The sequence below is a fragment of the Clostridium hydrogenum genome (assembly GCF_021432385.1).
Classification (GTDB): domain Bacteria; phylum Bacillota; class Clostridia; order Clostridiales; family Clostridiaceae; genus Clostridium_S; species Clostridium_S hydrogenum.
Genome location: NZ_JAEACT010000002.1, coordinates 1,289,402 through 1,314,196, shown reverse-complemented (window position 1 = coordinate 1,314,196; position 24,795 = coordinate 1,289,402). Strand labels below are relative to the sequence as shown.

The 24,795-nt window shown below is 27.9% G+C and carries 23 protein-coding genes; all 23 read right to left on the bottom strand.

The genetic code is table 11. The features are described 5' to 3' along the window. Position 1 precedes the first annotated feature (1 nt). The 23 genes from fliF to CUEA01_RS05685 all read right to left on the bottom strand — a co-directional run bounded on the left by fliF (position 2) and on the right by CUEA01_RS05685 (position 24,462). Positions 2-1,630, bottom strand: coding sequence for a flagellar basal-body MS-ring/collar protein FliF (gene fliF / locus CUEA01_RS05795; protein ID WP_234119835.1), 1,629 nt, complete (start codon positions 1,628-1,630; stop codon positions 2-4). A 15-nt stretch (positions 1,631-1,645) separates the two neighbouring features. Beyond that, positions 1,646-1,951, bottom strand: coding sequence for a flagellar hook-basal body complex protein FliE (gene fliE, locus CUEA01_RS05790; RefSeq protein ID WP_234119833.1), 306 nt, complete (start codon positions 1,949-1,951; stop codon positions 1,646-1,648). Positions 1,952-1,964: 13 nt separating this feature from the next. Next, positions 1,965-2,396: a flagellar basal body rod protein FlgC gene (flgC, locus tag CUEA01_RS05785; protein ID WP_234119831.1), complete on the bottom strand. Its 432-nt coding sequence runs from the start codon at positions 2,394-2,396 to the stop codon at positions 1,965-1,967. Positions 2,397-2,421: 25 nt separating this feature from the next. Beyond that, the gene (gene flgB, locus CUEA01_RS05780) at positions 2,422-2,823 is read right to left on the bottom strand and encodes a flagellar basal body rod protein FlgB (RefSeq protein ID WP_234119822.1); all 402 of its coding nucleotides are present in this window, start codon (positions 2,821-2,823) and stop codon (positions 2,422-2,424) included. A 429-nt stretch (positions 2,824-3,252) separates the two neighbouring features. Further along, positions 3,253-4,251, bottom strand: a complete 999-nt coding sequence (locus CUEA01_RS05775; protein ID WP_234119820.1) for a dTDP-glucose 4,6-dehydratase — start codon at positions 4,249-4,251, stop codon at positions 3,253-3,255. Positions 4,252-4,266: 15 nt separating this feature from the next. Further along, positions 4,267-4,563: a hypothetical protein gene (locus CUEA01_RS05770; protein WP_234119811.1), complete on the bottom strand. Its 297-nt coding sequence runs from the start codon at positions 4,561-4,563 to the stop codon at positions 4,267-4,269. Between the two features lies 1 nt (position 4,564). After that, complete coding sequence (locus tag CUEA01_RS05765; protein ID WP_234119809.1) at positions 4,565-6,331, bottom strand: motility associated factor glycosyltransferase family protein; 1,767 nt, start codon at positions 6,329-6,331, stop codon at positions 4,565-4,567. A gap of 14 nt (positions 6,332-6,345) precedes the next feature. Then, complete coding sequence (locus CUEA01_RS05760; protein WP_234119807.1) at positions 6,346-7,359, bottom strand: SDR family NAD(P)-dependent oxidoreductase; 1,014 nt, start codon at positions 7,357-7,359, stop codon at positions 6,346-6,348. 475 nt (positions 7,360-7,834) lie between these two features. Then, on the bottom strand, positions 7,835-8,038 hold the full coding sequence (locus CUEA01_RS05755) for a putative motility protein (protein ID WP_234119798.1): 204 nt from the start codon (positions 8,036-8,038) through the stop codon (positions 7,835-7,837). A 68-nt stretch (positions 8,039-8,106) separates the two neighbouring features. Beyond that, complete coding sequence (locus CUEA01_RS05750; RefSeq protein ID WP_234119789.1) at positions 8,107-9,276, bottom strand: glycosyltransferase family A protein; 1,170 nt, start codon at positions 9,274-9,276, stop codon at positions 8,107-8,109. A 68-nt stretch (positions 9,277-9,344) separates the two neighbouring features. After that, positions 9,345-10,775: a glycosyltransferase gene (locus CUEA01_RS05745; RefSeq protein ID WP_234119788.1), complete on the bottom strand. Its 1,431-nt coding sequence runs from the start codon at positions 10,773-10,775 to the stop codon at positions 9,345-9,347. 26 nt (positions 10,776-10,801) lie between these two features. Beyond that, positions 10,802-11,812, bottom strand: a complete 1,011-nt coding sequence (locus CUEA01_RS05740) for a glycosyltransferase (RefSeq protein WP_234119768.1) — start codon at positions 11,810-11,812, stop codon at positions 10,802-10,804. A gap of 11 nt (positions 11,813-11,823) precedes the next feature. Continuing rightward, on the bottom strand, positions 11,824-13,611 hold the full coding sequence (locus tag CUEA01_RS25110) for a glycosyltransferase (protein WP_234119766.1): 1,788 nt from the start codon (positions 13,609-13,611) through the stop codon (positions 11,824-11,826). A gap of 23 nt (positions 13,612-13,634) precedes the next feature. Continuing rightward, on the bottom strand, positions 13,635-14,912 hold the full coding sequence (locus CUEA01_RS05730; RefSeq protein WP_234119764.1) for a glycosyltransferase family 4 protein: 1,278 nt from the start codon (positions 14,910-14,912) through the stop codon (positions 13,635-13,637). 82 nt (positions 14,913-14,994) lie between these two features. Continuing rightward, positions 14,995-16,014 (bottom strand): UDP-2,4-diacetamido-2,4,6-trideoxy-beta-L-altropyranose hydrolase, encoded by a 1,020-nt coding sequence (gene pseG, locus CUEA01_RS05725; RefSeq protein ID WP_234119762.1) that lies wholly within the window; start codon positions 16,012-16,014, stop codon positions 14,995-14,997. A gap of 182 nt (positions 16,015-16,196) precedes the next feature. Beyond that, positions 16,197-16,574: a four helix bundle protein gene (locus CUEA01_RS05720; RefSeq protein WP_234119760.1), complete on the bottom strand. Its 378-nt coding sequence runs from the start codon at positions 16,572-16,574 to the stop codon at positions 16,197-16,199. A 140-nt stretch (positions 16,575-16,714) separates the two neighbouring features. Then, complete coding sequence (gene pseI / locus CUEA01_RS05715; protein WP_234119758.1) at positions 16,715-17,767, bottom strand: pseudaminic acid synthase; 1,053 nt, start codon at positions 17,765-17,767, stop codon at positions 16,715-16,717. 232 nt (positions 17,768-17,999) lie between these two features. Further along, positions 18,000-18,941, bottom strand: a complete 942-nt coding sequence (locus CUEA01_RS05710; RefSeq protein WP_234119756.1) for an ATP-grasp domain-containing protein — start codon at positions 18,939-18,941, stop codon at positions 18,000-18,002. Between the two features lie 15 nt (positions 18,942-18,956). Further along, positions 18,957-19,715: a glycosyltransferase family protein gene (locus CUEA01_RS05705; RefSeq protein WP_329603967.1), complete on the bottom strand. Its 759-nt coding sequence runs from the start codon at positions 19,713-19,715 to the stop codon at positions 18,957-18,959. Positions 19,716-20,040: 325 nt separating this feature from the next. After that, on the bottom strand, positions 20,041-20,727 hold the full coding sequence (locus tag CUEA01_RS05700; RefSeq protein WP_234119754.1) for an HAD family hydrolase: 687 nt from the start codon (positions 20,725-20,727) through the stop codon (positions 20,041-20,043). Positions 20,728-20,945: 218 nt separating this feature from the next. After that, positions 20,946-21,872, bottom strand: coding sequence for a 3-isopropylmalate dehydrogenase (locus CUEA01_RS05695; protein ID WP_234119751.1), 927 nt, complete (start codon positions 21,870-21,872; stop codon positions 20,946-20,948). Positions 21,873-22,265: 393 nt separating this feature from the next. After that, positions 22,266-23,105 (bottom strand): flagellin N-terminal helical domain-containing protein, encoded by an 840-nt coding sequence (locus CUEA01_RS05690; RefSeq protein ID WP_234119748.1) that lies wholly within the window; start codon positions 23,103-23,105, stop codon positions 22,266-22,268. A 226-nt stretch (positions 23,106-23,331) separates the two neighbouring features. Further along, positions 23,332-24,462, bottom strand: coding sequence for a hypothetical protein (locus CUEA01_RS05685; RefSeq protein WP_234119746.1), 1,131 nt, complete (start codon positions 24,460-24,462; stop codon positions 23,332-23,334). Positions 24,463-24,795: the final 333 nt, after the last annotated feature.

The window sequence follows — 24,795 nt, the reverse complement described above, 5'->3', positions numbered from 1 at the left end:
ATCACCTCTCCTCATTTGCTAACCAAGCTTTAATTATATCTGCTACTTGTTCTGGCTTAGTTGTTGCATACTTTTTAATTTCTTTTTCTATATGTGAATTAGCATCTTCTGTTTCAAAATTAATTGGTGCAAATTTTTGCGTTTCACTTTCATTTTCTTCATCACCAATCAGAACATCAAGGCCCTCAGTCTCTTCATCTTCTTCATCTTCAAGAGCCTTAGCTGCTCTTCTCTTCTTAATTGCACGTATTACTAAAAATGCAATCAAGCCTAATAAAATTGCTCCGCCTATACCAAGACCTATATAAAGTTTTTGATTCTGAGCTGCTTGTTCAGCCTTCTTCATATCATCTAATGCTTTTTGTGCATTTTTCTCAGCAGTTTTATCAAAAGGCATTCCAACAACACTTATAGAATCTCCTCTAGTATTATCAAATCCAACTGCATTTCCAACAATATTTGAAACATTATTTTGTGTATTTGAATCAATAGTTCCATCAACTACCACGGAAATAGTAAGTCTCTTTACATCTCCTGGTGATTTTACAGTTTTAGTTGTATCACTACTAACATCATAATTTGTTGTAGTATCGGTATTTGTTGATGTACTGTTTCCAGTTGAATTGGTAATTGTATTGCTTGTACTACTACCAGTATTATTGCTAGTAGGACTTCCTGAGCTTCCATTAGCTCCTGTAGTTGATGAGCTCTGTGAATGCTGACTAACTACTACTGGATTTCTAGTATCCTTTTGATTTGTAGGATTATTATAATAACTTTGTGAATCCGTTTCTTGAGCATCAAAATTTAAATCAGCATTTACTTTTACCTTAACTTTTCCCTTACCATAAACTGCCTCTAATGCATCTAAAGCTTTTTTCTCATCATCACTTTCAACCTGCTGCTCTGCTTTGGCCCTATCATCTGAAGATGTTGTACCATCATCATTGCTATTGCTTTTGTACAAATCCTTGCTTAAAAGATTCATTTTATCGTCAATTACTGTAATATTCTGTTTAGGTAAATTTTTCACGCTACCTGATACAAGACTTATTATTGCCATAACCTGACTTTTACTTAAGGATTCTCCTGGCTTCATCTTAACTGTTACAGATGCTGTAGCAGAAGTTGAATCCTTAACAAATACAGAATCTTGAGGCATAACAAGACTTACTCTTGCATCATCAACACCATCTAAACTTTTAATACTTCTCTCTATTTCTCCTTGCAAGGCTCTTTGATATTCAACATTAAACTCAGCATCAGTTGTTCCAAATTTTCCACTTGAATTATCAAAAAGTTCAAAACCTGTACTTCCATCTTTTATACTTGTTGAATATTGTAATCTCAATTTATCAACTTCACTTGCAGGAACATAAATTGTATTTGTACTTGAGTCTTCTTTATGTGTAACTTTATCATCATCCAACTTTTGCATAATTGCAGCCGCATCTGTGGAATCCAGCTTCGAATACAATACAGCATACTTAGTTGTAGTTGTCGTTTTAATAAGTACAACTAATGCAGCCAAAATCGCAACAAGTAAGATTACAAATACCATTTTCTTCCTTTTACTAAGTTCTTTCCACTTGTTAAGCAAGTTTTTAAAAAACTGCGACAGTTTATTCATTACCAGCACTCCCAACTATATCTGCGTTCTATTAAGCTCCTGATATGCATCAACTAATTTATTTCTAACTTGAATGGCGAGGTCAAGTGACAACTTAGCCTCTTCTGTTGAAAGCATTACTTGATGTACGTCAATATCATCTCCTGCCACAAATTGATTGGTTGTATTTTCAGCATCAACTTGTTTATCATTTACAGCTGATAGTTGCTGTTCAAGAATATTTCCAAAACTTATATTATTATTTCCATTTGCATTCTGATTATTTTGTCCACCTTGAAGGACATTCATTACATTACTTGGTATAAATTCATCTACTCTCATAAATTTCTACTCCTTATTTACCAATTTCTAAAGCTTTTGTAAACATACCCTTTTCATCATTAATTGCAGTTACATTGGCTTCGTAAGCTCTAGTTGAAGCCATCATATCTGCCATTTCATTTAAAACATTAACATTTGGCATTTCAACGTACCCATCAGCATTAGCATCAGGATTACCTGGATCGTATTTCATTGTAAAAGGGGTTTGATCTTCTTGTATTTCTGTTGGTCTTACTCCCAATAATTTTTTTTCGTATTGACCATTTTGTGAATTAAGCACATTGTCAAAATTCTCTTGAAAAACGGCTATTTTTCTTCTATAAGGTCCCCCCTCTGGTGTTCTTGTTGTATCAACATTAGCTATATTAGAGGATATTGTATCCATTCTCAATCTTTCAGCTGAAAGTCCGCTGGCACTTATATTAAACGAATCAAAAGCGCTCATTGTTTTCTCTCCTTTTCTTTAATTTTTACTTTCCACTTATAACATCACTTGTCATAGAAATTCTTCCATTGATCTGACTTATAAGTGCTTCATACATTAATGTATTTTGTGCCTCATCAGCCATTTCAGTATCTATATCAACATTATTTCCATCTTCATTCATACTTGTAGAATCATCTTGCTTCACCTGTATTTGGCCAAAGCCTTGTCCATCATTTATATGTCTAGAGTCTGTAGTTTTCATTTCAAGATTATCCTGAGAATTTTTTAAACTATCTTCAAATGTAACGTATGATCGCTTATAACCAGCTGTGTTTACATTTGCTATGTTGTTTGATATTGCTTTTTGTCTTGTTGATGCCGCATTAAGTCCTTGTTTTAACAAATCATATGTAAATTGACTTTGTGATATATTAGATGTGTCCATATTCTCATTACCTCCATTTATTTAGTCTTGACCATAACCTTTATTTTATGTGACTATATTCTTTAAAATACATTATACAACTTAAGTTCGACATATTCGCATTTGTTTGTCGATTTTAAATTAAAATATATATTTTATTAATGCTATAATAAACATATTAGACAAGAAGAACAAAATTCCTCCTCTAATACATAAAATAAATATGTTTTTCCATAATTTATATTGTTTTTAACATTTTTTTCATTTTTTTTTAGTTTTTTTTGTGTAGTACTAAATTCACTACAAATTTTATTTATATATATTATTATATTTAATTTTTAATAAATTTTCTACAATAAATTTAAAATTTATTTGAAAAATAACGAAATAACTTTTTACTTTACATTTAAATTTTTCTATAAAAGAATTTGTTCAACAAAATCTCCTAATTTATTTGTTCTGTTCCCTAATCCATTTCTCTGTTTCGTAAATACCTTCTTCAATTGTATATCTAGGCTTCCAGTTCATTAAATTTCTAGCTTTTGAATAATTACATTTCAATTTCATGATTTCACTTTGTGGATGTATATGACTAACATGCCTAATAGGCACTCTATTTTTAGATATAATATCAGCTAATTCATTTATGGTAATATCTCTTTCGGTGCCAGCATTTATTATTTCTCCATTTACTTTGTTATTATATCCTGCTTCAACTACAAACTCCGCACAATCTTTTACATATAATAAATCTCTAGTTTGATTACCTGTTCCATATATATTTATAGGCTCACCTAAAACAGAATTTTTGATGAATATAGCTACAACTCCACCTTCTCCACTTGTTTTTTGAAAAGGTCCATATGTATTAAATGGTCTTATAACTACGCTTGGTAAGCTATATGCATTATAGTAGGAAAGTACCATGTTTTCCGCCGCAATTTTACTACCTCCATAAGGGGATACCGGTTTTACTTTATATTCCTCATCAATTCCATAATCACCAGCAGCATCGTAAACCATGCAAGTACTCATAAAGACAATTTTACATGGATGTAAATTTTCTTTTTCATCAAGAAGCCACTCTGAACCTTGCATTTTACCATTTTGACCAAACATTTGTTTTTTTGCTCTTTCAAGGATGTTAAACGTTCCAACGGTGTCATTAAAAAATGTAACGGCAGGTTCATCTATGCTATCTTGAACATTTATAGAAGCAGCAAGGTGGTAAATTATATCATATTTTTCTTTAAAAAGCTCTTCTAGGCTCTCATCGCTTTTTATATCTCCTTTTATAAATTTAAACCTTCTATTTTTAAACTCTTCTATATTTTCAATTCTTCCATTAGAAAGATTATCAAAAGCAGTTACAGTATGACCATCATTAAGAAGTTTCGCTGTGACCCATCTTCCAATAAATCCAGCACCACCAGTAACAAGTATATTCATAACTTCAACTCCAATTTAAATATTTTTTATAGCTTTAATAAGTTTATACTCAACTACATCTGCCGCTTCTACATATTGATGGTTCTCAAGGTACTTATTTATTTTTTGCAGATACTTAGAATTATTATCAGAATTAAAATTCATTTCAATCTTGTTTTGCACAGCATAATCTACCATAGAATTTATGTCATTTATCGCCGAAGCTAAAATTTGCACTGCATCATCAAAATCCGAAATTATAAATTTTACCCAGGATACTCGTAATTTTTCAATAATATTCTGAGACTTTGTTTTTACAATATAGTATTCCACCTTAAAGCGCACCACCATCATCTATATTTTTCATCATAATATAACATTTATCCGCAGCATATAAATAAATATTTAATTTTCTTTCTAAATATGGTTTAGGAGTTAAAAATTCAATATTATCTATTGAAAATTTTAAAACCTCCATATAAAAATCAATACTTTGAAGTTTACCTTCTAAATTATTTATACGTTCCTTTTTTATTTCTTCGTCACAATCTTCATTAATTGTTGCAATTATACTTTCACATATAAAAATAATGTTTTTTAATTCAAGTTTTAATTTTTCTATAAAACAAATTATATTCTTTTTATTAATATTCTCACATAATGTTACTTTATGCAACTCTTTTATTAAATATTCAAAGTCCCTTTTAGGGTACTCCGAAAGATTTTTGTCATAATAATCCTCAAATTCTATGTTTTGTGCCCCATTTATATTTAATCCTTCTTCAGAACCATTTAAAAATTCTATTTGAGGGTTATTCCTTACTATTTCTTCCATAACATCCCTCATTGATATAAAACTTGGCTTTGTATAAACATCTTCGCCTTTATTATTTTTAACTTTTACGTAATCAGGTGATTTTTCAAATTTATCATCACTTATAGAAGAGTAAAAAGTTGCACCTTCAGCATAACTTTTATTTCTGCTGTAACATAAATCTTGACCTAAAAATATAATAGGATTACAGCCAAGCCTAACTAAATTGTAAGCCATAACATTTGCAATAGAACTTCCACTAAATTGATCATACATATCCAAGTTTAAAAACTTTCCCATATACGTATCCATATTTACTTGATTCATAAGGAACTTGTATTCTCCTGTTTCTTTAAGAACATCACTATTAACCTGAAGTGAGTAAAACAAACTTACCTTTTCGTTTATGGATAAATTTTTAAATAGTGCTGCTTCAGTGTAATTTCCATCCATTGCACCAGCTATATGTGCTTTTATACCGTTAGCCTCAAGTACAGATATTCCTGATCCAACAGCAACAATAAGTACATTATCTTTTAATTTTTTTAATTTCTCCATATTTTTTGTTATAGATGGACCAGCTGCACAAACCACCGCAGGAACCCCTTTTAAAATATTTTGGAGTACTTTAACAGAGCATGTTTCTTTTAAATGTTTAATATTTTCAGCATAATTTCCATACCATAACTTATCAAAGTGATTAATTGAATTAATATTTACAACATACGTATTAAACTTTATTCTTAGCCCTTCAATTATTTTTTCATAAAGTGGATAATAAATAGCTTTATATAGTGGAGAAATTACAAATTTAATTTTTAAGCTTTTTAATTCATTTATTACATTTTCAAATATGTACATAATTTTTGAAATTTCTTTTCCAACATAAAATACTATATCTTTCGTACTATTTACCATAAAATCAATATTTATATTTTGAAGCATAACTTTAAATATATCCTCGTCCGGCTCAATTATTATATAAGTTCTTTTTTCGTCTTTTTCAAGCATTTTTTTTAACTCATGACACAGCCCAAGACCAAATATAAATATAATATCAGCATCCTCGCTAAAAGCATTATTACATATGCATTCTGACATTTTTAATGGATCTACTCTACTATACAATCTATACTTTTTACCATTGTACTTTTTAACTATATTTAGTTCCCCGTTTGCACTTTTTTCAATATATGCACTTTTGTTATCTAAACTTACAATTTTATTATATGTAATACTATCTATATCCTTTAAATAATTTAAATTTTTATCATATATTTCTTGCAACGTATCACTCCCTATCATACTAAACCATTACTTTTTAAAAGTTTTCTCACTTCTTCCTTTTCAATAGGATCTATATCTGACGAATTATAACTTTTTACTTTTGCACTTTTAAATTTACTATAATATTCTTTTATCCCACCTGAATACATTGGCAAAACAACATACATATTTTCTAAATCAAATGCAAATTCTGCTTCTTCCTTAGTCATAAGTTCCTCAAATTTTCTTTCACCAGCTCTTAACCCTATAGTTTTAATATGTACATCTTCTCTTTTTATATTTAATTTTTTAATTGTTTCTTCAACTATTACCTCTGCAAGATTGCCTAGTTTAATGACAGGCATTTTTAAAATAAATGCTTCCCCACCTTTAGACTTTTCTGCTGCTTCCATAATAAGCTTAACAGCAGAACTCAATGTCATCATAAATCTCGTCATTTTGGGGTCTGTTATAGTAATTTCTCCGTAATCCTTAATTTGTTTTTTAAAAAGAGGTATTACAGAGCCTCTTGACCCCATAACATTTCCAAATCTAACTACAACAAATTTTGTTCTTGCAGTTCCCTTACTATAATTAGCTGCTTGAACAAGTTTTTCCGCAAGAAGCTTTGTAGCTCCATATGAATTAGCTGGATTAATTGCCTTATCTGAACTAGTAAATAGCACTGTTTCAATATTGTGATGTGTTGCTGCTCTAATGACATTTTCCATGCCTATAATATTAGTCTTTATTGCTTCCCCTGGATTATATTCACATGCCGGCACATGCTTCATTGCTGCTAGATTAAAAATTATATCTATACCACTAGCCGCCCTTTCAACTCTGTCATAATCTCTTACATCACCTATTAGAAATCTAAGTCTGCTTTTATCTTTTATTTCATTTTGCATTACAAATTGTTTATATTCATCTCTGCTAAAAATTCTTACAACTTTGGGATTTTGCTTAATTATTTCTTCAGTCAATTTTTGACCTATAGTTCCAGTTCCACCAATTATTAATATTTTCTTGTCAGTAAAATATCCCACAAAATATCACCTTACCTTTTTTGCGTAAGGCATCTTAAAAAAAATAATAAATCCAAAAGTTGGACTTGTTATTTTCTTTAGGATACCTAAGTATATTTTATCACATATTTCTACATTTTAATCACCAAAATATGATGTCACAAAAAAAACAATTATACCTTAGTAATAAAAAATGCGAACCATTTTTCAGAGTACAGATGACAGAGTACAGAGTACAGTGAAGGATGCTTTTCTTCCGCTTTGCTACAGAAAATCTTAAAACTTAATTTTTGATTGCTTACGCAATCGTAAAATTAATGTTGTTCAGCGAAGCTGACAACATTTAAGTTTAAGATTTACCTGACGTAAGAAAGGTAAATCAACCTTAACTGTACTCTGTCATCTGTACTCTGTACTCTGATTTAATAGTTCGCATTAATTTTAAATGAAAATTAATTAATTATTAATCCCACATATTTTAGCTAAAGCTCTACTTTTAGACTCTAGTATTAATATTTTGACCTAAATTGGGTTGTGCGGCTTTTTCAATATCTAATGTATTTTGGTCAAGAAGGTTCACTAGATTATTTCCGTTATTTTCAAATCCATTTAATTGCATTTTAATTAAGTCAACATTTATAGCTGTGCCAACATTTTCATTAGTTTTAATAGTAGATAATTGTGCTAAATTTACATCCATTTCTAATCATCTCCTTTTATGTGTTTAATTATTTATCGTTTAGGACGTTTTAAACTTTAAATATCGTCTTAGCCTTCATTATATTTTAACAGTGTATCCCTTAATTCTCTTAATGTAAACCTTACATTTTTAAAGTTTATATTTTCCTCCTCATTATGTAGTAAATTTAAATTATATTTTGCATCCATAAAACCAGGAAAATATTCTAATGCCTTATTTAAAAAATCTAAGCTAGCCGTTCTATTATTTTTCAGTAAATATATTGCTCCTATATTATTTAATGCTGCTCCGTGATTTTCTTTTAATTTTATAGTTTTAAAAAAATTATCTAATGCTAAATCTAATTTACTTTTTTTTATATAGTACAAGCCTAATAAAAAATAAATATTATAATACTCATAATTTGGGCTAAGTATTTTAAGTCTTTTAAATCCTTCCTCGTAATTTTCTAATCGAAACATCATAGAGACAAAATCACAAGTATTAATATATTTAGGAAGTTTCCTTCTATTAATTGCATTTTCTATATAATCAATACTGTACTGCTTTAAAACCAATCTTTCACCTAACTGCATATTTTTTAAATTAAATGACACGCTGTTATTACTTCTTCTAACCATAACTAGAGGCTCATCTATATAACAAAATCCACCCTCTTTAGCAAGCCTAAGCCATAAGTCCCAATCTTCAGCATATTCTAAGCTTTCATTAAACTTATTAGCTTTATAAAAAAACTGCTTTTTTATAAGTACTCCACTAGTTGATATATAATTTCTTAAAAACTCATAACCTAAAATTTCTTCAGGGTCTGTTTGTATTCCTTTTGTTATTCCGCTTATTACCTTACTATTTTCATCGATTTGGACATAACTGCAATATGACAATATATATTTATCATCAAATTCATCATTCAACTCGTGAAACCTTTTTATGGATTTTTCAATTAAATACGGTAATGCTAAATCATCTGAATCAAAAAATAAAATATAGTCTTCCTTTGATTTACTAGCACCATAATTTCTTGAAAATGATGGTCCCTTATTTATTTTTAAATCAAATATTTTTATTATCTCACTTTTTTTCTCTATATTATTCAAAATGCTTAATGTATTATCTGAACTATTATCATTAATTAATATTATTTCAAGTGGAAGCACGCTTTGCTTTAATATACTATCTACCGTTTCTTCAATAAATTTTTCACAATTATAACATGGTATTATAACTGATATATTCATATTATCATTCCTTTAAATCACAAACTCAAATTTTAGTATGTATTCACAATAAGATTTTTCATAAATTATTATAATTTAAGCAAATACTCTATATAATCCTTCATAGAACACCTTTGTATTATTATTTCCCTGCACACTTTTCCATACTGCTGTAATATTTCTCTATTTTTTAAAATATATAATATTCTTTCTTCTGCACTAGCAATATCTCCCTTGTTTATGATAAAGCCATTTACTGCATCTTTTACAAATAAATTTACCCCACTAACATTTGTAACAATAGGAACAATCCCATTACCCATGGCCTCAAGCATAGCCAAACTTGTGCCTTCATAATCAGAAAGGTTTAAATATACATCTATTTTATTCCAAAAGCAATCCATCTTAGCATAAGGAATCAATCCATACATCATTATTTTATTTTCAAGCTTTTCTTTAATAATAAAAGCTTCTATCAAATCATAATATGGACCAGCTCCAGCTATATGAATTTCATAATTAACCTTTTTTGATTCTAAAAGCTTAATTAATTCTAAAAGATAATCGCATCGCTTTTGCTCTTTAACTAATCTGCCAGCAAATCCAATTTTAATTGGTTGACCTTTGCAGGAGTATTCCTTTTTTATATTGCTAATTTCTATAGGTGATATCTTAAACACTATATTGTTCGTTCTTTTAGGCAAATTTTTTATTAAACTTTCGCTTATTTCCTGACTTACACATATGAAGTTACTAATTATCTCTTGATAAATAACATTTTGATGATATATTATATCTGCATCCCCGTGTAAAACCGATATTACTTTTATATAATTAGGATAGATTTTCTTTAAAATATACGCTATTTGTAAAATTTCAAATGAATCATTATTTATAATTGTACAAGGTAAATATTTTATAACTTCATTACAAGCATTTACTAATGCATTAATATAATTATCCTCATCAAAGTTTAAATTTATAATTTTGTAATCACGTGTATTTTCAATCTCAGAAATTGCATTTGGCTTTAAATTTACTAGATAAGACTTTGAGTTGAAATTTTTAAGCCCCCTATTTACTGTAATTGACCAGTTTTCTATTCCACCGAGTATTAATCCACGAGGCAAAGTAATTAATATATTTTTTTTATTCTTTTCAACATTATTTATTTTTTTTATTTTATTGGTAAAATATAAAAAATTAGATTCTAAAAGTTCCTTAATAAGACTATTTACTTCAGTATAGTTTTCTTCCGTAACTAGATTATAACCGTTTAACTGCTTAGATATTTCACAATAAAACATACTTGCAATTACTATAAAATATTCTTCCATATCAAGTTCTTTTAAAATGTCAGGGGATTTTATCTTCTTTCCTAAAAAAGTAGTTTCAAATTTCTTTGTATTATTGTCTAGAAAAAAAATCACATTAAAGCCAAAACTTTTAAGCATCTCATATGCTCTTTCTCCAGCTTTAGAGGCTCCAAAAATTATTATTTTTTTATTTTTATACTTCATAACAAGTATATCCTTTCAAATCACATTTAAAACACTATATAATCAATTAGATTGTCATAGCCCTTACTTTTTAAATAATCTGTTATAGCAAATCTACCCGGTTCCGAGGCAACAACAACTTTAACCTTTTTATATTCATTAATGATTTCATATGGAGATTTTACAACTTTATCACAAATTACTGTATTCCATTTTTCTTTCATGCCATCAACAAATCCATCAATTTGAAATCCATTATCTTTAAATACTTGGCATAAGCTTTTTCCAAGCCCTCCAGCCCCCCATATATATACTTTGCGGTTATCTAATTCAAATAAATTTTTAATTTCTTCTTTTTTTATTTCATACAATATTTTATATACTTCCAAATCACTTGCTGCGCATATAGATTTATCACTTATACGAATTCTGCATAGAATTTCATTAAAATTGATTATTTTATGTCCAGATTTATTTAGCTCATAAAACAACTTGTAATCTTCACCTATCCTAAAATCTCCATATCCATATTTTTTTATAACTTCACTTCTTCCCATTATAGACGAATTTACCAAGCAGCAGTACCAATATAATTTTTCATGCATATCCTCTTGTGTAAGTACACTATTAGTTTGCTTTTCAATATAATTTTTGCAATACATATATCTTTCATTATTTGAATTCTCACAAAAATAATCAATTAATGATCCAACTATACAAAAGTCATTATTTTTATCTAAAAAATTTTTTTGCTTCTGAAATCTAGTTATATCATAGATATCATCCGAATCCACCCTTGCAATGTATTTACTGCTCGTTTTCATAAGTCCATAATTTGATGCCTTACCTATGCCAACATTTTTTTCAAGTTTATAATATTTTATTCTCGCATCTTTAAATCTTTTTATAATTTTCTCTGTATCATCTGTTGAGCCATCATCAACAATTATAAATTCAAATTCCCCAAAAGTTTGATTTAATATACTTTCAATTGTTTCTGAAATATACTTTTCAGAATTATATGTACACATTAATACAGAAAGGTTAAACTTATTCATAACATCATCCCTCAACTATATCCTTTCTTTGCAATTATTTGTTCAAATACATTAACCAACTCTCCCGTAAGCACTTTTCTATTAAATTTGTTAATTTCATCATTATTGAATTTGTTATACGTTTTGTTTTTTTCCCATGCACTATAACATTTTAAAATATAATCTTTTATTCCAATTATATTTCTATATTCAAAGTTTTCACCTGCATTTGTTTCATTTAACAATTTACTAGCTACGCTATCTTTAGGTGATAACGCCAATATATCTTTTTTTAATCTTAAATATTCAAATACTTTGCCTGGATATAAGGATTTTACTTTTTCATCTTCACCTATAACTAGCAACAGTAAATTTCCTTTATTAGCATTAATCAAGCTTTCAATATGCGGCATATATGACTTTACTTTTATTACATTATATATATCTAATTTTTCAATTTCCCTTTGCATCTCATTTTCTATTTTCCCAATAAACTCTATATTTAATTTATCTCCTTCAATTTTATTTTCTTTAATTAACTCATTAACAGCTTCTAAAAAAGAATATGGATTCCTTTTTAAATAAAAAGATCCATTTGAAATTATAGTAAATTTTTCGTTATTCTTTTTATCATAATTAAGAAAGCGGAAATCATCTTCATCAAAACCATTTGTAATATTAATAATTTTTTGTCTAGATATTTTAAAATTCTTAATATAATTTTCGACTGCCATTGGCGTAACCGCAATAACTTTATCTGCACTATTTACTACGTTTTTCTCCATTTCTCTTTCAAGTTTAAAATTTATATCATTTTTATCTTTTTGGGTATATGGGTTATATGTCCATTCATCTCTAAAATCCGCAACCCATGGTATATTATATTTTTTATTTAAATAATATCCTGCTATATGATCCGAATAAGGTCCAGATGTAGTATATATCATATCAATATGCTTAAAATTAATAATTTCTTGAATTTTTTCTAATACCGAATTAACCCAAGATATATTAATATCAGGTATTAATATTTTCGTTCTATTTTTTCCACCGCTATCCTTAATATAATTTACAAAACTAATCATTAAGTTTTCATCATCGACTAACCCATATAGTAAATTTATAATTTGCTGAACCTGTTGTTTGTTTAACCTTTCAGTATTAAAAAATTCATCATCAATTCTAATTATCCTAGTACCTTGTGGTATTTCCTTTAAAAGTGTCTCATCCTTCTCATCCTGTGAAAAATTTTGCCCACATGTAATTACTATTGGATTCCATCCATAATCCCTTAAGTATTTTACAAATTTTAAAGTTCTTTGAACTCCAGACCCACCAATAGGTGGAAATATATATGAAATTATTAATACTGTTTTTTTATAACTTATATCATCATTATTTGGTGTATGGTCTTTTTTATTATATATAAGACTAAAATTATTTTTGTATGCTTTTTTAAACTTACTATCTAAATTTATATTTTTATAATTATCTATATTACACATTTTTTCTATGCAATAATCTTTTTTATATGTAGTATCATTTACATCAGCATAAAAGAAAATATAAATTTCCTGTAACCCATAATCTTTTAATTGTACTGATATTTCATCATAGTACATACTAGAAATTATAATTTTAAAATTTTTATAATTAATTATTTTTTTAGGATCAATAATTTCTATGTTGCAAAATTTTTTTCCAATTTTATTTAAATTATTATCACTAAAAAAACAAATTTCATATTTATTTTTTAAAGTCTCATAAGCAATTTTACCTAAATTAGATGCTCCAAAAATAATAATTTTATCTTTCTCCACTTTTAAATCCTCACAGTTAAAATTTATTTAATATCATTTATTAAGCTATTTATATTTTTCATTTCTCTTTCAAGTGAATAGTTATCTATTATAAATTTTCTATATTCTTCAGAATCATAGTCATCTGTTTCAAGTTTTTCTATACACTCATCTATGCTGCTCCAAACGTATTTTCCGAATTGTTTTTTTGCTCCAAAAAAATTATGTATCAATGGTTTTATCCCTTCTGCCATAGCCTCCATAACACCAACAGGGTTTCCCTCCCAAAGACTTGAGGAAATTATGTAGTTTTTATCTTCCAACCAAACATTTACATCATTTCTCCATCCAGAATATATAACATTATTTTTAATTCCAAGTTCCCTTAGCATTTGTTTAAAATATACTATATATCTTTCATCATTAAATTTGCCCGCAATATAAAATTTATACCTAGAATCTCTGTCCACAATTGCTTTAATTGTATGCAAAAGTAGCATAGGTCCCTTTTTAAAATTTATATATCCAACATATGCAATATTAAACCCTTTTTTTCTAGGCTTAAAAGCAAACTTCTTCAAATCTATTCCATTGTATATAATATTGATTTTTTCTTCACTTATGCTTACTTTACTTAATACATTATCCCTTACATGCTCTGCTACAAAAATAACCTTATCAACATTATTCCAATTAACATTATAAATAGTACTACCGAAAGCTTCATAACTGTGAAGTCTACATATAATCTTCTTATTTTTAGCAATTTCTAATTTACTTCCATAAACTATCAATTCATCGCACCATTCAAACCAACATATATCAGCCCATACCATTGCCTTGTCCATCAATGAATAATCCTCATCCACCAATATTTTTTTTACGTTATAATCTTTTTTAAGCGAATTAACTATATGATCTAGAAATGCATCTCCCCTATTTACACAAAAAAAGGCTATATTCTTCAAATCATTGGATTTAGGTAAATTTATTGAATCCTTAGGTTTTAATTTTCTTAATTTATTTTCATCTATGTCATATATGTAAATATGATTTTCATCTATTTTCAAATCTACAGTAAGCTGTTTCGTTATTTCTCTAAAATACATACTGGCTATTACAATATAACAGCTGCTACTATACTCAACTTCCGTTGGTGAAATTATTTTAATACCATCTATATAATTTCCCCACTTTTTCTCATCATTATCACAAAAATATTTTATTTTATATTGATTTTTCAAATTAAAAAATGCCATTTTACCTAATTTTGAGGCGCCAAAAATAATAATTTCTTTTACATTATTCATAACTTTTTCCATTCCTCCTAATAAAATTCAAAATTCAGTTTGGGCATCTTAAAAAATAGCTGAAGGTTATACTTCTCATTTTCTTTAAAATGCCTCATACCATATCCAATATTTTTTCAACTATTCTTAAAGTTCCCTCTCCATCTACCAAATTTCTAGCTTTTAAAGATATTTCTTTTCTCTTACTATAGCTCTTGCTCAATTCTCCTAGCTCCCCTACAATTTTTTCCTTATTTATTTCGTTATGCCAGCCAAGATTCTTTATTATTTGCATATTGTCAAATTTCTCTGCAACTTTAGTTTGATTTTCCGCTATTATAACAGAAATCGAGGGAACTCCTATTGAACAAAGCTCATACAAGGTACTTCCTGCAGCAGATATACAAATATCGCTTTTTTCCATGAGTGCTCTCATATTTGCATTATAATAAAAATTTATATTTGAATATGTTTCATAGCTTTTAAGCTTATTTATATATTCATTATTAAAAGCTGGACCTACGACTACATGAAAATTATATGGTTCATCCTTTAAATAATATAGAGTTTTAAGTGTAAGTAAAAAAGGATCTGAACCACCAAAAGTAATCATAATTTCCCGTGCTTTTCTTTTTATATAGTTAATATTTGAATTTCTAAACTCTTCTCTAAGTATTGTATAATTACAACCAAGTAAATAACTAGTTCCAACATTAAGTTTATAATCCAAGTCTTCAGCATTTATATTTTGATTTATGATCATATCTGTATTTTTAAAATTATAAAGACACATATCATCTATATATATGGTTTTATTAAACATTTTTTTAGTTTCAATAAAATAATCTTCAGTAACATCATAACTATCTGTTATTAGGATATCTGCTTTTAATTCGGCTAAATCTTCTAAAACTTTATCATCCCTTATAAATAAAATTTTAAAACCTAACACTTGAATTTTATGTACACCATCAGCAAATTCTCCATTTTGATTAAAAGTTTTATCTTGTAATTCTGTTCTGCATACAAAAGCAACATCAAAATATTTTTTTAATTCTTTAGCTAAAGTAAGTGTTCTCATAATATGTCCCATACCAATATTAGGTCCACCATCAGTTCTAATCAAAATCCTCATACTATCACCCCTTTTCTTTAGTGAAAGTTTTTGACATCGCTTGGCTCGTTAAAAGACTAACTTTTTCGCTGCGCGAAAAGTGAAGGGTTTAACGACGTTACACTTGTTAAAAGTTAACTATTTTATCTGCGATAAAATGTAAATGTTGATTTTCCTCCGCCTTGCTGTGGAAAATCTTTTAACTAGTCGGCTTTAATATTATCTGCATTATCCAAATTTTTTTCACAAGTTTGTATTGAGGATACTATCATTCTTAAAATGGAATTGCACTTTTTTGAAATATTATTTACTTCTTCTATTTTAAATTCTTCGCTATATTCAATAAGCTCCAACCAATACAAAGTTTCGTTACATTCTTTTAATGCAATACGGAATTTATGGATGAAATCCTTCTTACTTTCAGAATATTTTGCTTCTATAATGTTAACCCCAATACTAGTAGCCGATCTTAAAAATTGTTTAGATATAACATATTCATTCTTAGCCAAAAGATGCTTGTAAATATTAACAGCTTCCACTGCAACATTAAAACTTGCTTCCATCAAAACAGATTTTTTCACTATCTTCACCTCGTAATTACAATTATATTAAAAATTGTAACCACAATCTTTATCTTTTAATCCTAATTTTCTTATTTTTCGGAGTAAAACGAAAAAATATTCCTTAATCTTTAACCGCAGGTTAAAACCTTCACTCACTTTTATTCTACTAAGCTCCAAGCTAGCGGTGTTCCTTTTTTTACATCTAGCTTTGCCTTTTTACCTATCACATCTTTTATATACTTAGTTTGCAATCCAAATGCCGGTCTTATACTCTTAATATTTTCATTTGTAAATATTTCGCCTTTTTTTATATCTTTTATAACAAACAAGGATCTAGAATGCTGCCTACTATTTTTTTGTTTTTCCGTAAGCTCATAAGTTACTTTTCCTAGAGCTTTTTCAACTTCCCTTATATTTTTTACCATATCATAAAATTCCTCTGGTTCCATAGAAAATGCTGAATCAGGCCCGCCATCGTTTCTGCTTAAGGTAAAATGTTTTTCTATAACCGATGCCCCTAGAGCAACAGCAGCTGTCCCAACAGAATTACCCATAGTATGATCTGAAAGTCCAACACTGCAATCAAATGTTTCTCTCATATTTGGTATTGTTTTTAAATTTATATCTTCAAATGGTGATGGATAAGAACTGCTGCATTTAAGCAAGATTACATTTTCATTGTTCATTCGCCTGCAAGCATCTATTGCTTCATAAATCTCTCCAATTTCTGCAATCCCCGTTGACATTATAACTGGTTTTCCTTTTGATGCTATATATTCAACAAAAGGTATATCTGTAAGTTCAAAGGATGCTATTTTGTAAGCGGGTACCTCTAGATTCTCAAGAAAATCTACCGCAGTATTATCAAAGGGAGATGAAAAGCATATAAGTCCTTCTTCTTCAGCAATTTTTTTTAATTTAGGCTGCCACTCCCAAGGAGTATATGCAGTTTCATATAACTTATGCAGAGTTGTTCCATCCCAAATTGTACCCTGCTTTATTTGAAAATACTCATTATCCGAATCAAAGGTTATTGTATCTGGTGTATAGGTTTGAAGCTTTATAGCATCTGCACCTGCTTTTTTTGCAGCTTTAATAATTTCTACTGCCCTATCAAAATTTTGATTGTGATTTGCAGACATTTCTGCTATTATGAAGGTTTTTTGTCCTTCTCCTACTTTTACACCATTTATATTTATAATTTTATTCATAAACTCGTTGCCCTCCTTAACCAATTCACAATGCACAATGGAGGTTGATTTATCTTCCTGTCGTCAGATAAATCTAAAATTACATAAAAAACAAATAAGATGTTCAGCTAGCTGAACGAAACAATAGAATTTTATCTGAAATTGGTGTCAACTATAAGTTTTAGATTTTCTGTAGTTAAAACGGAAGAAAATCATCCTTCATTGTGAATTGTGCATCGTGCATTGTGAATTGCTATATAAATATCGCTTCATCATATCTAAGCATAGTAATTTCTTTAAAATCCTCAAGAGGTTCTATATCTTCACCATTTTTCATCTTATTTAAATACAATGCATAATTTCCACCTGCTTCAAAAGAAAGCGGAACTCCTCCACCAAAACGTGGATTTATTTCTATAAAGTAAACTTCATTATTTTTATTTAGTATGCACTGGATTGTAAGTGGACCTATTAAAAATTCGTTTTCTCCTATGCCATTTAATTTATTACACAATTCTTTAACTTCTCTAATTATTTTTTCATTTTTAATAGTTCTGGATTTTGATACTTCTCCTGCTCTAACTTCAATTCTCTCCCTTGGAATTGAAAAAATGACATTACCTTTTAAGTCGCAAAGAACATCTATAGTAAACTCAATGCCTTCAATAAATTCTTGAACAATTGGATTTTCTACATATTCTATAAAAAATTGAAGTTCCTTTTTATTTTTTATTTTAAATACATTGCTACTTCCCATACCATCAAAAGGTTTTATTATTAGTGGAAATTTAACATTATCTGGTACTTCTTCTTTGAAATAAGTTTTAGGGCAGCATATATTATTAGCTTTAAAGAATTCGTAGGTTTTAGATTTATCATTACATATTTCAATAATTTTTTTACTGCTCAATAATAATTTAGTACCTTTTCTTTCAAAAAGTTCTCTACAATTACAAAGCAACTCAAATTCTTTTTCATATAAAGGTATCAAATAGTCTATTTTCTCCTTATAACATATATCTAATAGCTGCTCAACATATCCATCCTCATAATATTTTTTTACCTTATAAAATTTATCAAGAAAACATGATGCAGCTACTAAATCTCCAGCATCAGTTCCTATAACACTAGAAGCTATCTTAAGTTTTTTTATAAGTTGAATTCTTTTGCCAACTGCTGTTAACAGTATCTTCATTAGACTTCTCCTATCCTACACTTGTTTTTGCTTTATTTCAAAATTTAAATTTGCTATATCTTTATTTTTATCTAAAAAACTAATAACATACTTGGCAGTCACAAATTCATCTTGAAAATGATTATAGATTTCATTAACTAATTTAAAATCGAGTTCAGTATCTACACACAATCTATAATCTTTTTGATAAAATTCACTGCCTTTTACATAACCAATTTTAAATTCTTCAGGATGCTTATACATATATAAAGTTACATGCTCCTTATACATGGTATTATCAGCATCCAAGTCATTATTTTTATGTACCTTATCAAAAACCCTATCCAAAGCTTTCTTTGAAAAAACTTCAACATCAAAACCTCTAACAAAAGTATCTGGAACATCAAGTCTTACATAATCATAATCCTCATACATAAATTTTGTTATCACATTGTCGACTATAACAGGATCTATTAATGGACAATCTCCTGTTACTCTTATTATAATATCCTCTTCAGATTCCTTGTATTTATCAGAAACATCTTTATATCTTTTTAATACATTCTCTTCTGATCCCTTAAATACATCATAATCATATTGTTCACATTTATTTATTAAACTTCTTTCTTTTTCTGAAAGCGAAGTTGCTACCACAATTTTATCTATGTATCTTGATTTCTTTAATCTATTTAAGGTATATATAATCATTGGCTTTCCTAAAATAGGTTTAATTACTTTTCCAGGAAGCCTTTCAGAACCCATTCTCGCCTGCACAATACAAATAATTTTTGACACAATAACACCCCTTACATATAGTTAAACTGCCTAGAACTTTGAAATTATAAATAATAAGTTTATCCTGACAAATTAGAATTTAACTCAGAGTACAGATGACGGAGTACAGAGTACAGTGAAGGATGATTTACCTTTCGCGTGGCTTAGGTAAATCTTATATTTAAATGTTGTCAGCTTTGCTGATCACCATACATAATACAATTGCACAAGCAATAAAAAAATAAGTTTTTAGATTTTTCTACGTTCACGTAGAAAAATCATCATTCATTGTACTCTGTACTCCGTACTCTGAATTAAATTCTAGTTTATCAAAATACATTTATTATTAGTAATTTCTATTTTTAAAGTTGTCTATTATATTTAATATTTCCTTTAAGTTTCTAATTGTAAAATCCGCTTCATACCCTTTTTCTGCTTCTAACTTCATATTATCTCCCTGCTCTCTTATAATTCTAGCAGTAAAAATCCCAACTTTTCTCGCACCGATAAAATCCTTAACTGGATTATCACCTATGTAAATAGCCTCATCCTGCTTACAATTAAAATATTGGAGCATTTTTTTATATGCATATTCATTTGGTTTCCAATATTCTCTTCCAAAGTCATCTGTTACAATTATTTTATCGAAATATTTTTCTATATCTAAACATTTAATCTTATTCCACTGAACTGATGCCTTTCCATCTGTTATCATTCCCAACTTATAATTATACTGCAATTTCATTAAAACTTCACGGGCATCCTCATATAATTCAAATTTGCCTTTTGCATTTCTATATATTTCAACTAACTTCATTATCTGTTCATTAAAATTGTATTTTTCACAGAGCTTATCAAAAATTGCTCCCCTACCATGCTTTTTTAAAAGTTTCAGCATTGTATCATATAAGTCTTCAATATCCATTACATATTTATTAGATAAGTATTTTGCTACTTCTTTAAATCCATTTTGGACAAACTGAAATTCATCATATAAGGTATCATCTAAATCAAATATAAGTAATTTTATCATACTTTTTACATCTCCATTGACTTAAAGATAAACCAACTTGAAACTTAAAATTTATTTGTACCAAAATGCCGTCCTTTGGGCATTATGGTGCACATAAATTTTAATAGTTGAACTGGTTTATCTATATTTTGATTTCTTTCTACAGTAATATTATATATAAAAATAGACATCATTGGCTTTAAATTAAGCTTCTGACGTCTATTATATTATTTTTTAATTTACATATTAGATAAATTTTTAAATTCATCTATACTATCACATTTCACTGCAAATTTAAGCCATATTTTTAATATATCAGCATCTTTTTGTGAATAAATTTTCTTCTTGAAATCTTCTGGTACAAATCCTTTATCATTTAAAATTTCTACTATAGCTTCCGCTTTTCCTTCTATTTTACCCTCTATTTTACCTTCTTCCTTGAACTCTTTATCCAAATCAAATTTTTTCACCATATCCTTAAGAAATATCTGATTGCTTTCATTTAATTGTACTTTTGCCATCTCTTTATACACCTCCATTAAATTATTTGGATTACTTTGAGCTATAACCGACATTATAATTTCATACAATGGGTTTTTATTGTTTTTTATATATTCATTCATCCACTTATTTAATAAATTGATGTTTTTGTGTTCTAGTTGAAGTAATTTTAAATATTCTCCTTCTTCATCTGGTAACTCTCTCATTACAAGCAACTGAATTTTTATGTCTGTATTTTCTATATAATATAGTCCTTTTCCTTCACATACTACATCTATACTTTTTTCTTTTAAATACTTTATTAATTTTTTAGGCTTCTTTGTAGAAGTTAACGTTATTGTTATTTCGTCTATATCTATGCTATTAGTATTTTTTGATAATGCTTTATACAAATATGCATATGCCTTTACCTTATAATAGTCATCTATTGACAGATAATCTGTTGGCGATTTATATTCAAATATATTATATTTAGCTAGTATTTTTCCTATGCTCTTATTTATATATACATCTTGCAACTTCTTTATTATCACCACATCTATTTTTAGCGGCTCTTCAGTTAACTGATGCTCTTCTTCAAAATTTAAATATTCTTGATATTCCTTAAATTCAAGTTGTATTGCTGCTGCAAAAGCTGGATGCCATTTTATTTTTTCACTTGCCACTGTAATCACTGCCTCAACTTTTATTTACCTCTTAATTTATTATATCATACATATTTATAGCACACCATAAATATCTCTTTATTGTTTATCTTCACATTAATTTTTAAATTTCAAGCGGTTTATCTCCAGTAACATCCACCATAAAATCTTTTTTTGGAATATAAACACCCATAGTATTAAATCTTTTCATTTTAACCACCTGAATAAAAAGAAAATATAAAAAAAACAATTCTCAACTTAAGAATTGCTTTTTCTATAGATATACCAGTTCAACTACTAAAATCAATTTGCACCACAATGCGCAGAAGATGGCGTTTTGGTACAAATGAATTTCAAGTTTCACGGTGGTTTATCTTTAGTGTAACATGAAATTTATAATGTATACACTTCCTATTATTTTACATTTTGTAATATATTTAATACTTCTTGTGGAAATTTATTGGATTGAGCCATCATAGCTGTTCCTGCCTGCACTATTATACTGTCTTTTGAATATCTCATCATTTCAGCTGCTACATCTGCATCCATTATACTGCTATCTCCAGCTTGAGTTTCTTCGCTTATTTCACTTCCATTTGTAATACTAGTGTCCAACCTATTTTCCAAAGCCCCAAATTTGTTTCTAGCACTATTAACAGAACTAATAGCCGAATCTATAATGTCCATGGCTTGACTGCAGCCACTTGAGGTTGTAACATCAATGCTAGTTAATGCATTTCCTGAAGCATCTTTAATACTAGCTGCCTGAAAATCAAAGGTTGGTATATCTATAGTTTCTCCTATATTAGAACCAATCATACATTTTATACTTCCGCTTGCCGAATTTAATAAATTTACATCATTTATATTCGTACTTTTAGCCAAATGGTCTATTTCATTAATAAGGTTACTTACTTCAGTTTGAGAATCACTTCTATTATCACTATTGTATGTATCATTTTTATTCTGAACAGCTAATTCTCTAATTCTATCCAATAATGAACTTATACCACCTAAGGCACTATCCGCAGTCTGAACAAGATTTATAGTATCCTGAGCATTAGAACTAGCTTTTTGAAGACCTCTAAGCTGCAAATTAAAATTTTCATCCTTTGCTATTGCATAAGGATCATCCATTGCATTATTGACTCTAAGACCTGATGATATAGTATTCATTGCTTTAGTCTGATCAGTAAGTGCAGATTTATATTTTGTAAAAATATTAAACGACCACATGTTATGACCTACTTGCATTTTAATCAACTCCAAAATAATAATTATAATTATTTAGATTATCGTATATATTTGTTTTAACTTTAGGTTTCTATATAATTTCTAGTTAATCAATTTTACTTATACATTCAATCATATCTAAATACATTTTTTCAAGGCTATTTGTAATTTTCCACCCAAGTATATGCTTAAAAATTTATTGCACAAACATTTTTCCGTAATAAATTTTCTTGTAAAGAATGTGTTTTCACTCTAAGTGCATATTTAAATTATTTATAATCTCACAAACTTTAATCGCCCCACTTTTATCTAAGTGATCTGTATCTACAAAATCTGTATCATTAAATACATTTATATCATTAAAATCAACAAGATGAATTATCCCATCAATTGAATTTAATGCTGATATGTATGATTCTCTATATTGTTTTAATAAATATTTTTTATAGAATTTTGTACTTGGAAATACAATCATATAAACTGCAATGCTTTTTTCATTACAATAATTCACAAAAGAATTTAAAATTTCTATATTTTCCTTATAGGAAGTTACATATTTAATTGCCTTATTATGAAAGGCTGTTCTTTCACGTGCACAATCTTCCTTGCTGATATCATCAATTTCTGACCATTTACAATCCTTCATTTTTTCTAGTTCATATCTTAATTTAACTCTATTTCTTCCTTCAATAAAGTATTCACCATTAAACTTTTTAAATATATCTTCACACAAAAAATCAACTATGATTTTAATATTAAATATTTTATCCTCATATAAATTTAAATTTACACTTTTAGAAAGTTCTTTGCAATTATGTAAATCTTTAAATATTGGATAATAGACATCTGCTATACGCATTAATTCTGGCTCCTTTGTAAGTGACAAGTCTGAATAAAAAGAATAGTATCCCGTTCCAATGAATACCCTTTTTATATTTGAATTTTTACTCACTATGTATCTTCCAATTAAACATGAATAATAAATATCCTGTGAAGGTAATGACAAATTAACACATGGACTTTTAATAAGACTTTCTTCAACACCAAACCGTGCATAAGATGAACCAACAAAAATAGTTTCAATATTATCCTTTAAAGCACTTTTCAAAGAATTTTTTAAATAATAATAATCATAATTATAAAAATACTTTTCAATAGCATAATTATAAAATTTATTTAGTATATCTTCCCATATAATCACATTATCTAATTCTTTACTCACTTCATTATAATTATCATATTGTTTTGATATCAAAAACAAATCATCTTTTTCTAGTTCTTGTATGCTTTTAATTTCTTTTATATTAATATTGCTATTTACAAAAGCTTTTAGCAGTGTTAAATAACTAAAGCTTTTTACCATATAACATAAATTCACATATATCATTCCTTTACTTCTAAACTCAATAAAACTTTTTTGTACATACTAAAAATAAATTAGCACAATACTTAGGTATTTCTTCTCCTAATGCATAAAACGCTTTAACTGCGTCTATTCCAAGATTATACATTTGTTTTTCTGATAAGGGTTTTAAGTATACTCCACTTATTGCAACAACTCTTAAGTCTGCATCTTAGCAATGCTACTTTATCATTTCAACTTTATCATTTCAACTGTATCAAATCTTCTATGCCCAACTAAATAGTCTTTTGGTGTAAATTTATCATAGCTTTAAAGAATCCTCATCTTATATCCCACCATATTCCTCCA

Excerpts from the sequence above, each read along its gene's own strand:
- fliF (WP_234119835.1), bottom strand. The coding sequence starts at position 1,630 with ATGAATAAACTGTCGCAGTTTTTTAAAAACTTGCTTAACAAGTGGAAA.
- fliE (WP_234119833.1), bottom strand. The coding sequence starts at position 1,951 with ATGAGAGTAGATGAATTTATACCAAGTAATGTAATGAATGTCCTTCAA.
- flgC (WP_234119831.1), bottom strand. The coding sequence starts at position 2,396 with ATGAGCGCTTTTGATTCGTTTAATATAAGTGCCAGCGGACTTTCAGCT.
- flgB (WP_234119822.1), bottom strand. The coding sequence starts at position 2,823 with ATGGACACATCTAATATATCACAAAGTCAATTTACATATGATTTGTTA.
- CUEA01_RS05775 (WP_234119820.1), bottom strand. The coding sequence starts at position 4,251 with ATGAATATACTTGTTACTGGTGGTGCTGGATTTATTGGAAGATGGGTC.
- CUEA01_RS05755 (WP_234119798.1), bottom strand. The coding sequence starts at position 8,038 with ATGGATGTAAATTTAGCACAATTATCTACTATTAAAACTAATGAAAAT.
- CUEA01_RS05750 (WP_234119789.1), bottom strand. The coding sequence starts at position 9,276 with ATGAATATATCAGTTATAATACCATGTTATAATTGTGAAAAATTTATT.
- CUEA01_RS05745 (WP_234119788.1), bottom strand. The coding sequence starts at position 10,775 with ATGAAGTATAAAAATAAAAAAATAATAATTTTTGGAGCCTCTAAAGCT.
- CUEA01_RS05740 (WP_234119768.1), bottom strand. The coding sequence starts at position 11,812 with ATGAATAAGTTTAACCTTTCTGTATTAATGTGTACATATAATTCTGAA.
- CUEA01_RS05730 (WP_234119764.1), bottom strand. The coding sequence starts at position 14,912 with ATGGAAAAAGTTATGAATAATGTAAAAGAAATTATTATTTTTGGCGCC.
- pseG (WP_234119762.1), bottom strand. The coding sequence starts at position 16,014 with ATGAGGATTTTGATTAGAACTGATGGTGGACCTAATATTGGTATGGGA.
- pseI (WP_234119758.1), bottom strand. The coding sequence starts at position 17,767 with ATGAATAAAATTATAAATATAAATGGTGTAAAAGTAGGAGAAGGACAA.
- CUEA01_RS05710 (WP_234119756.1), bottom strand. The coding sequence starts at position 18,941 with ATGAAGATACTGTTAACAGCAGTTGGCAAAAGAATTCAACTTATAAAA.
- CUEA01_RS05700 (WP_234119754.1), bottom strand. The coding sequence starts at position 20,727 with ATGATAAAATTACTTATATTTGATTTAGATGATACCTTATATGATGAA.
- CUEA01_RS05690 (WP_234119748.1), bottom strand. The coding sequence starts at position 23,105 with ATGCAAGTAGGTCATAACATGTGGTCGTTTAATATTTTTACAAAATAT.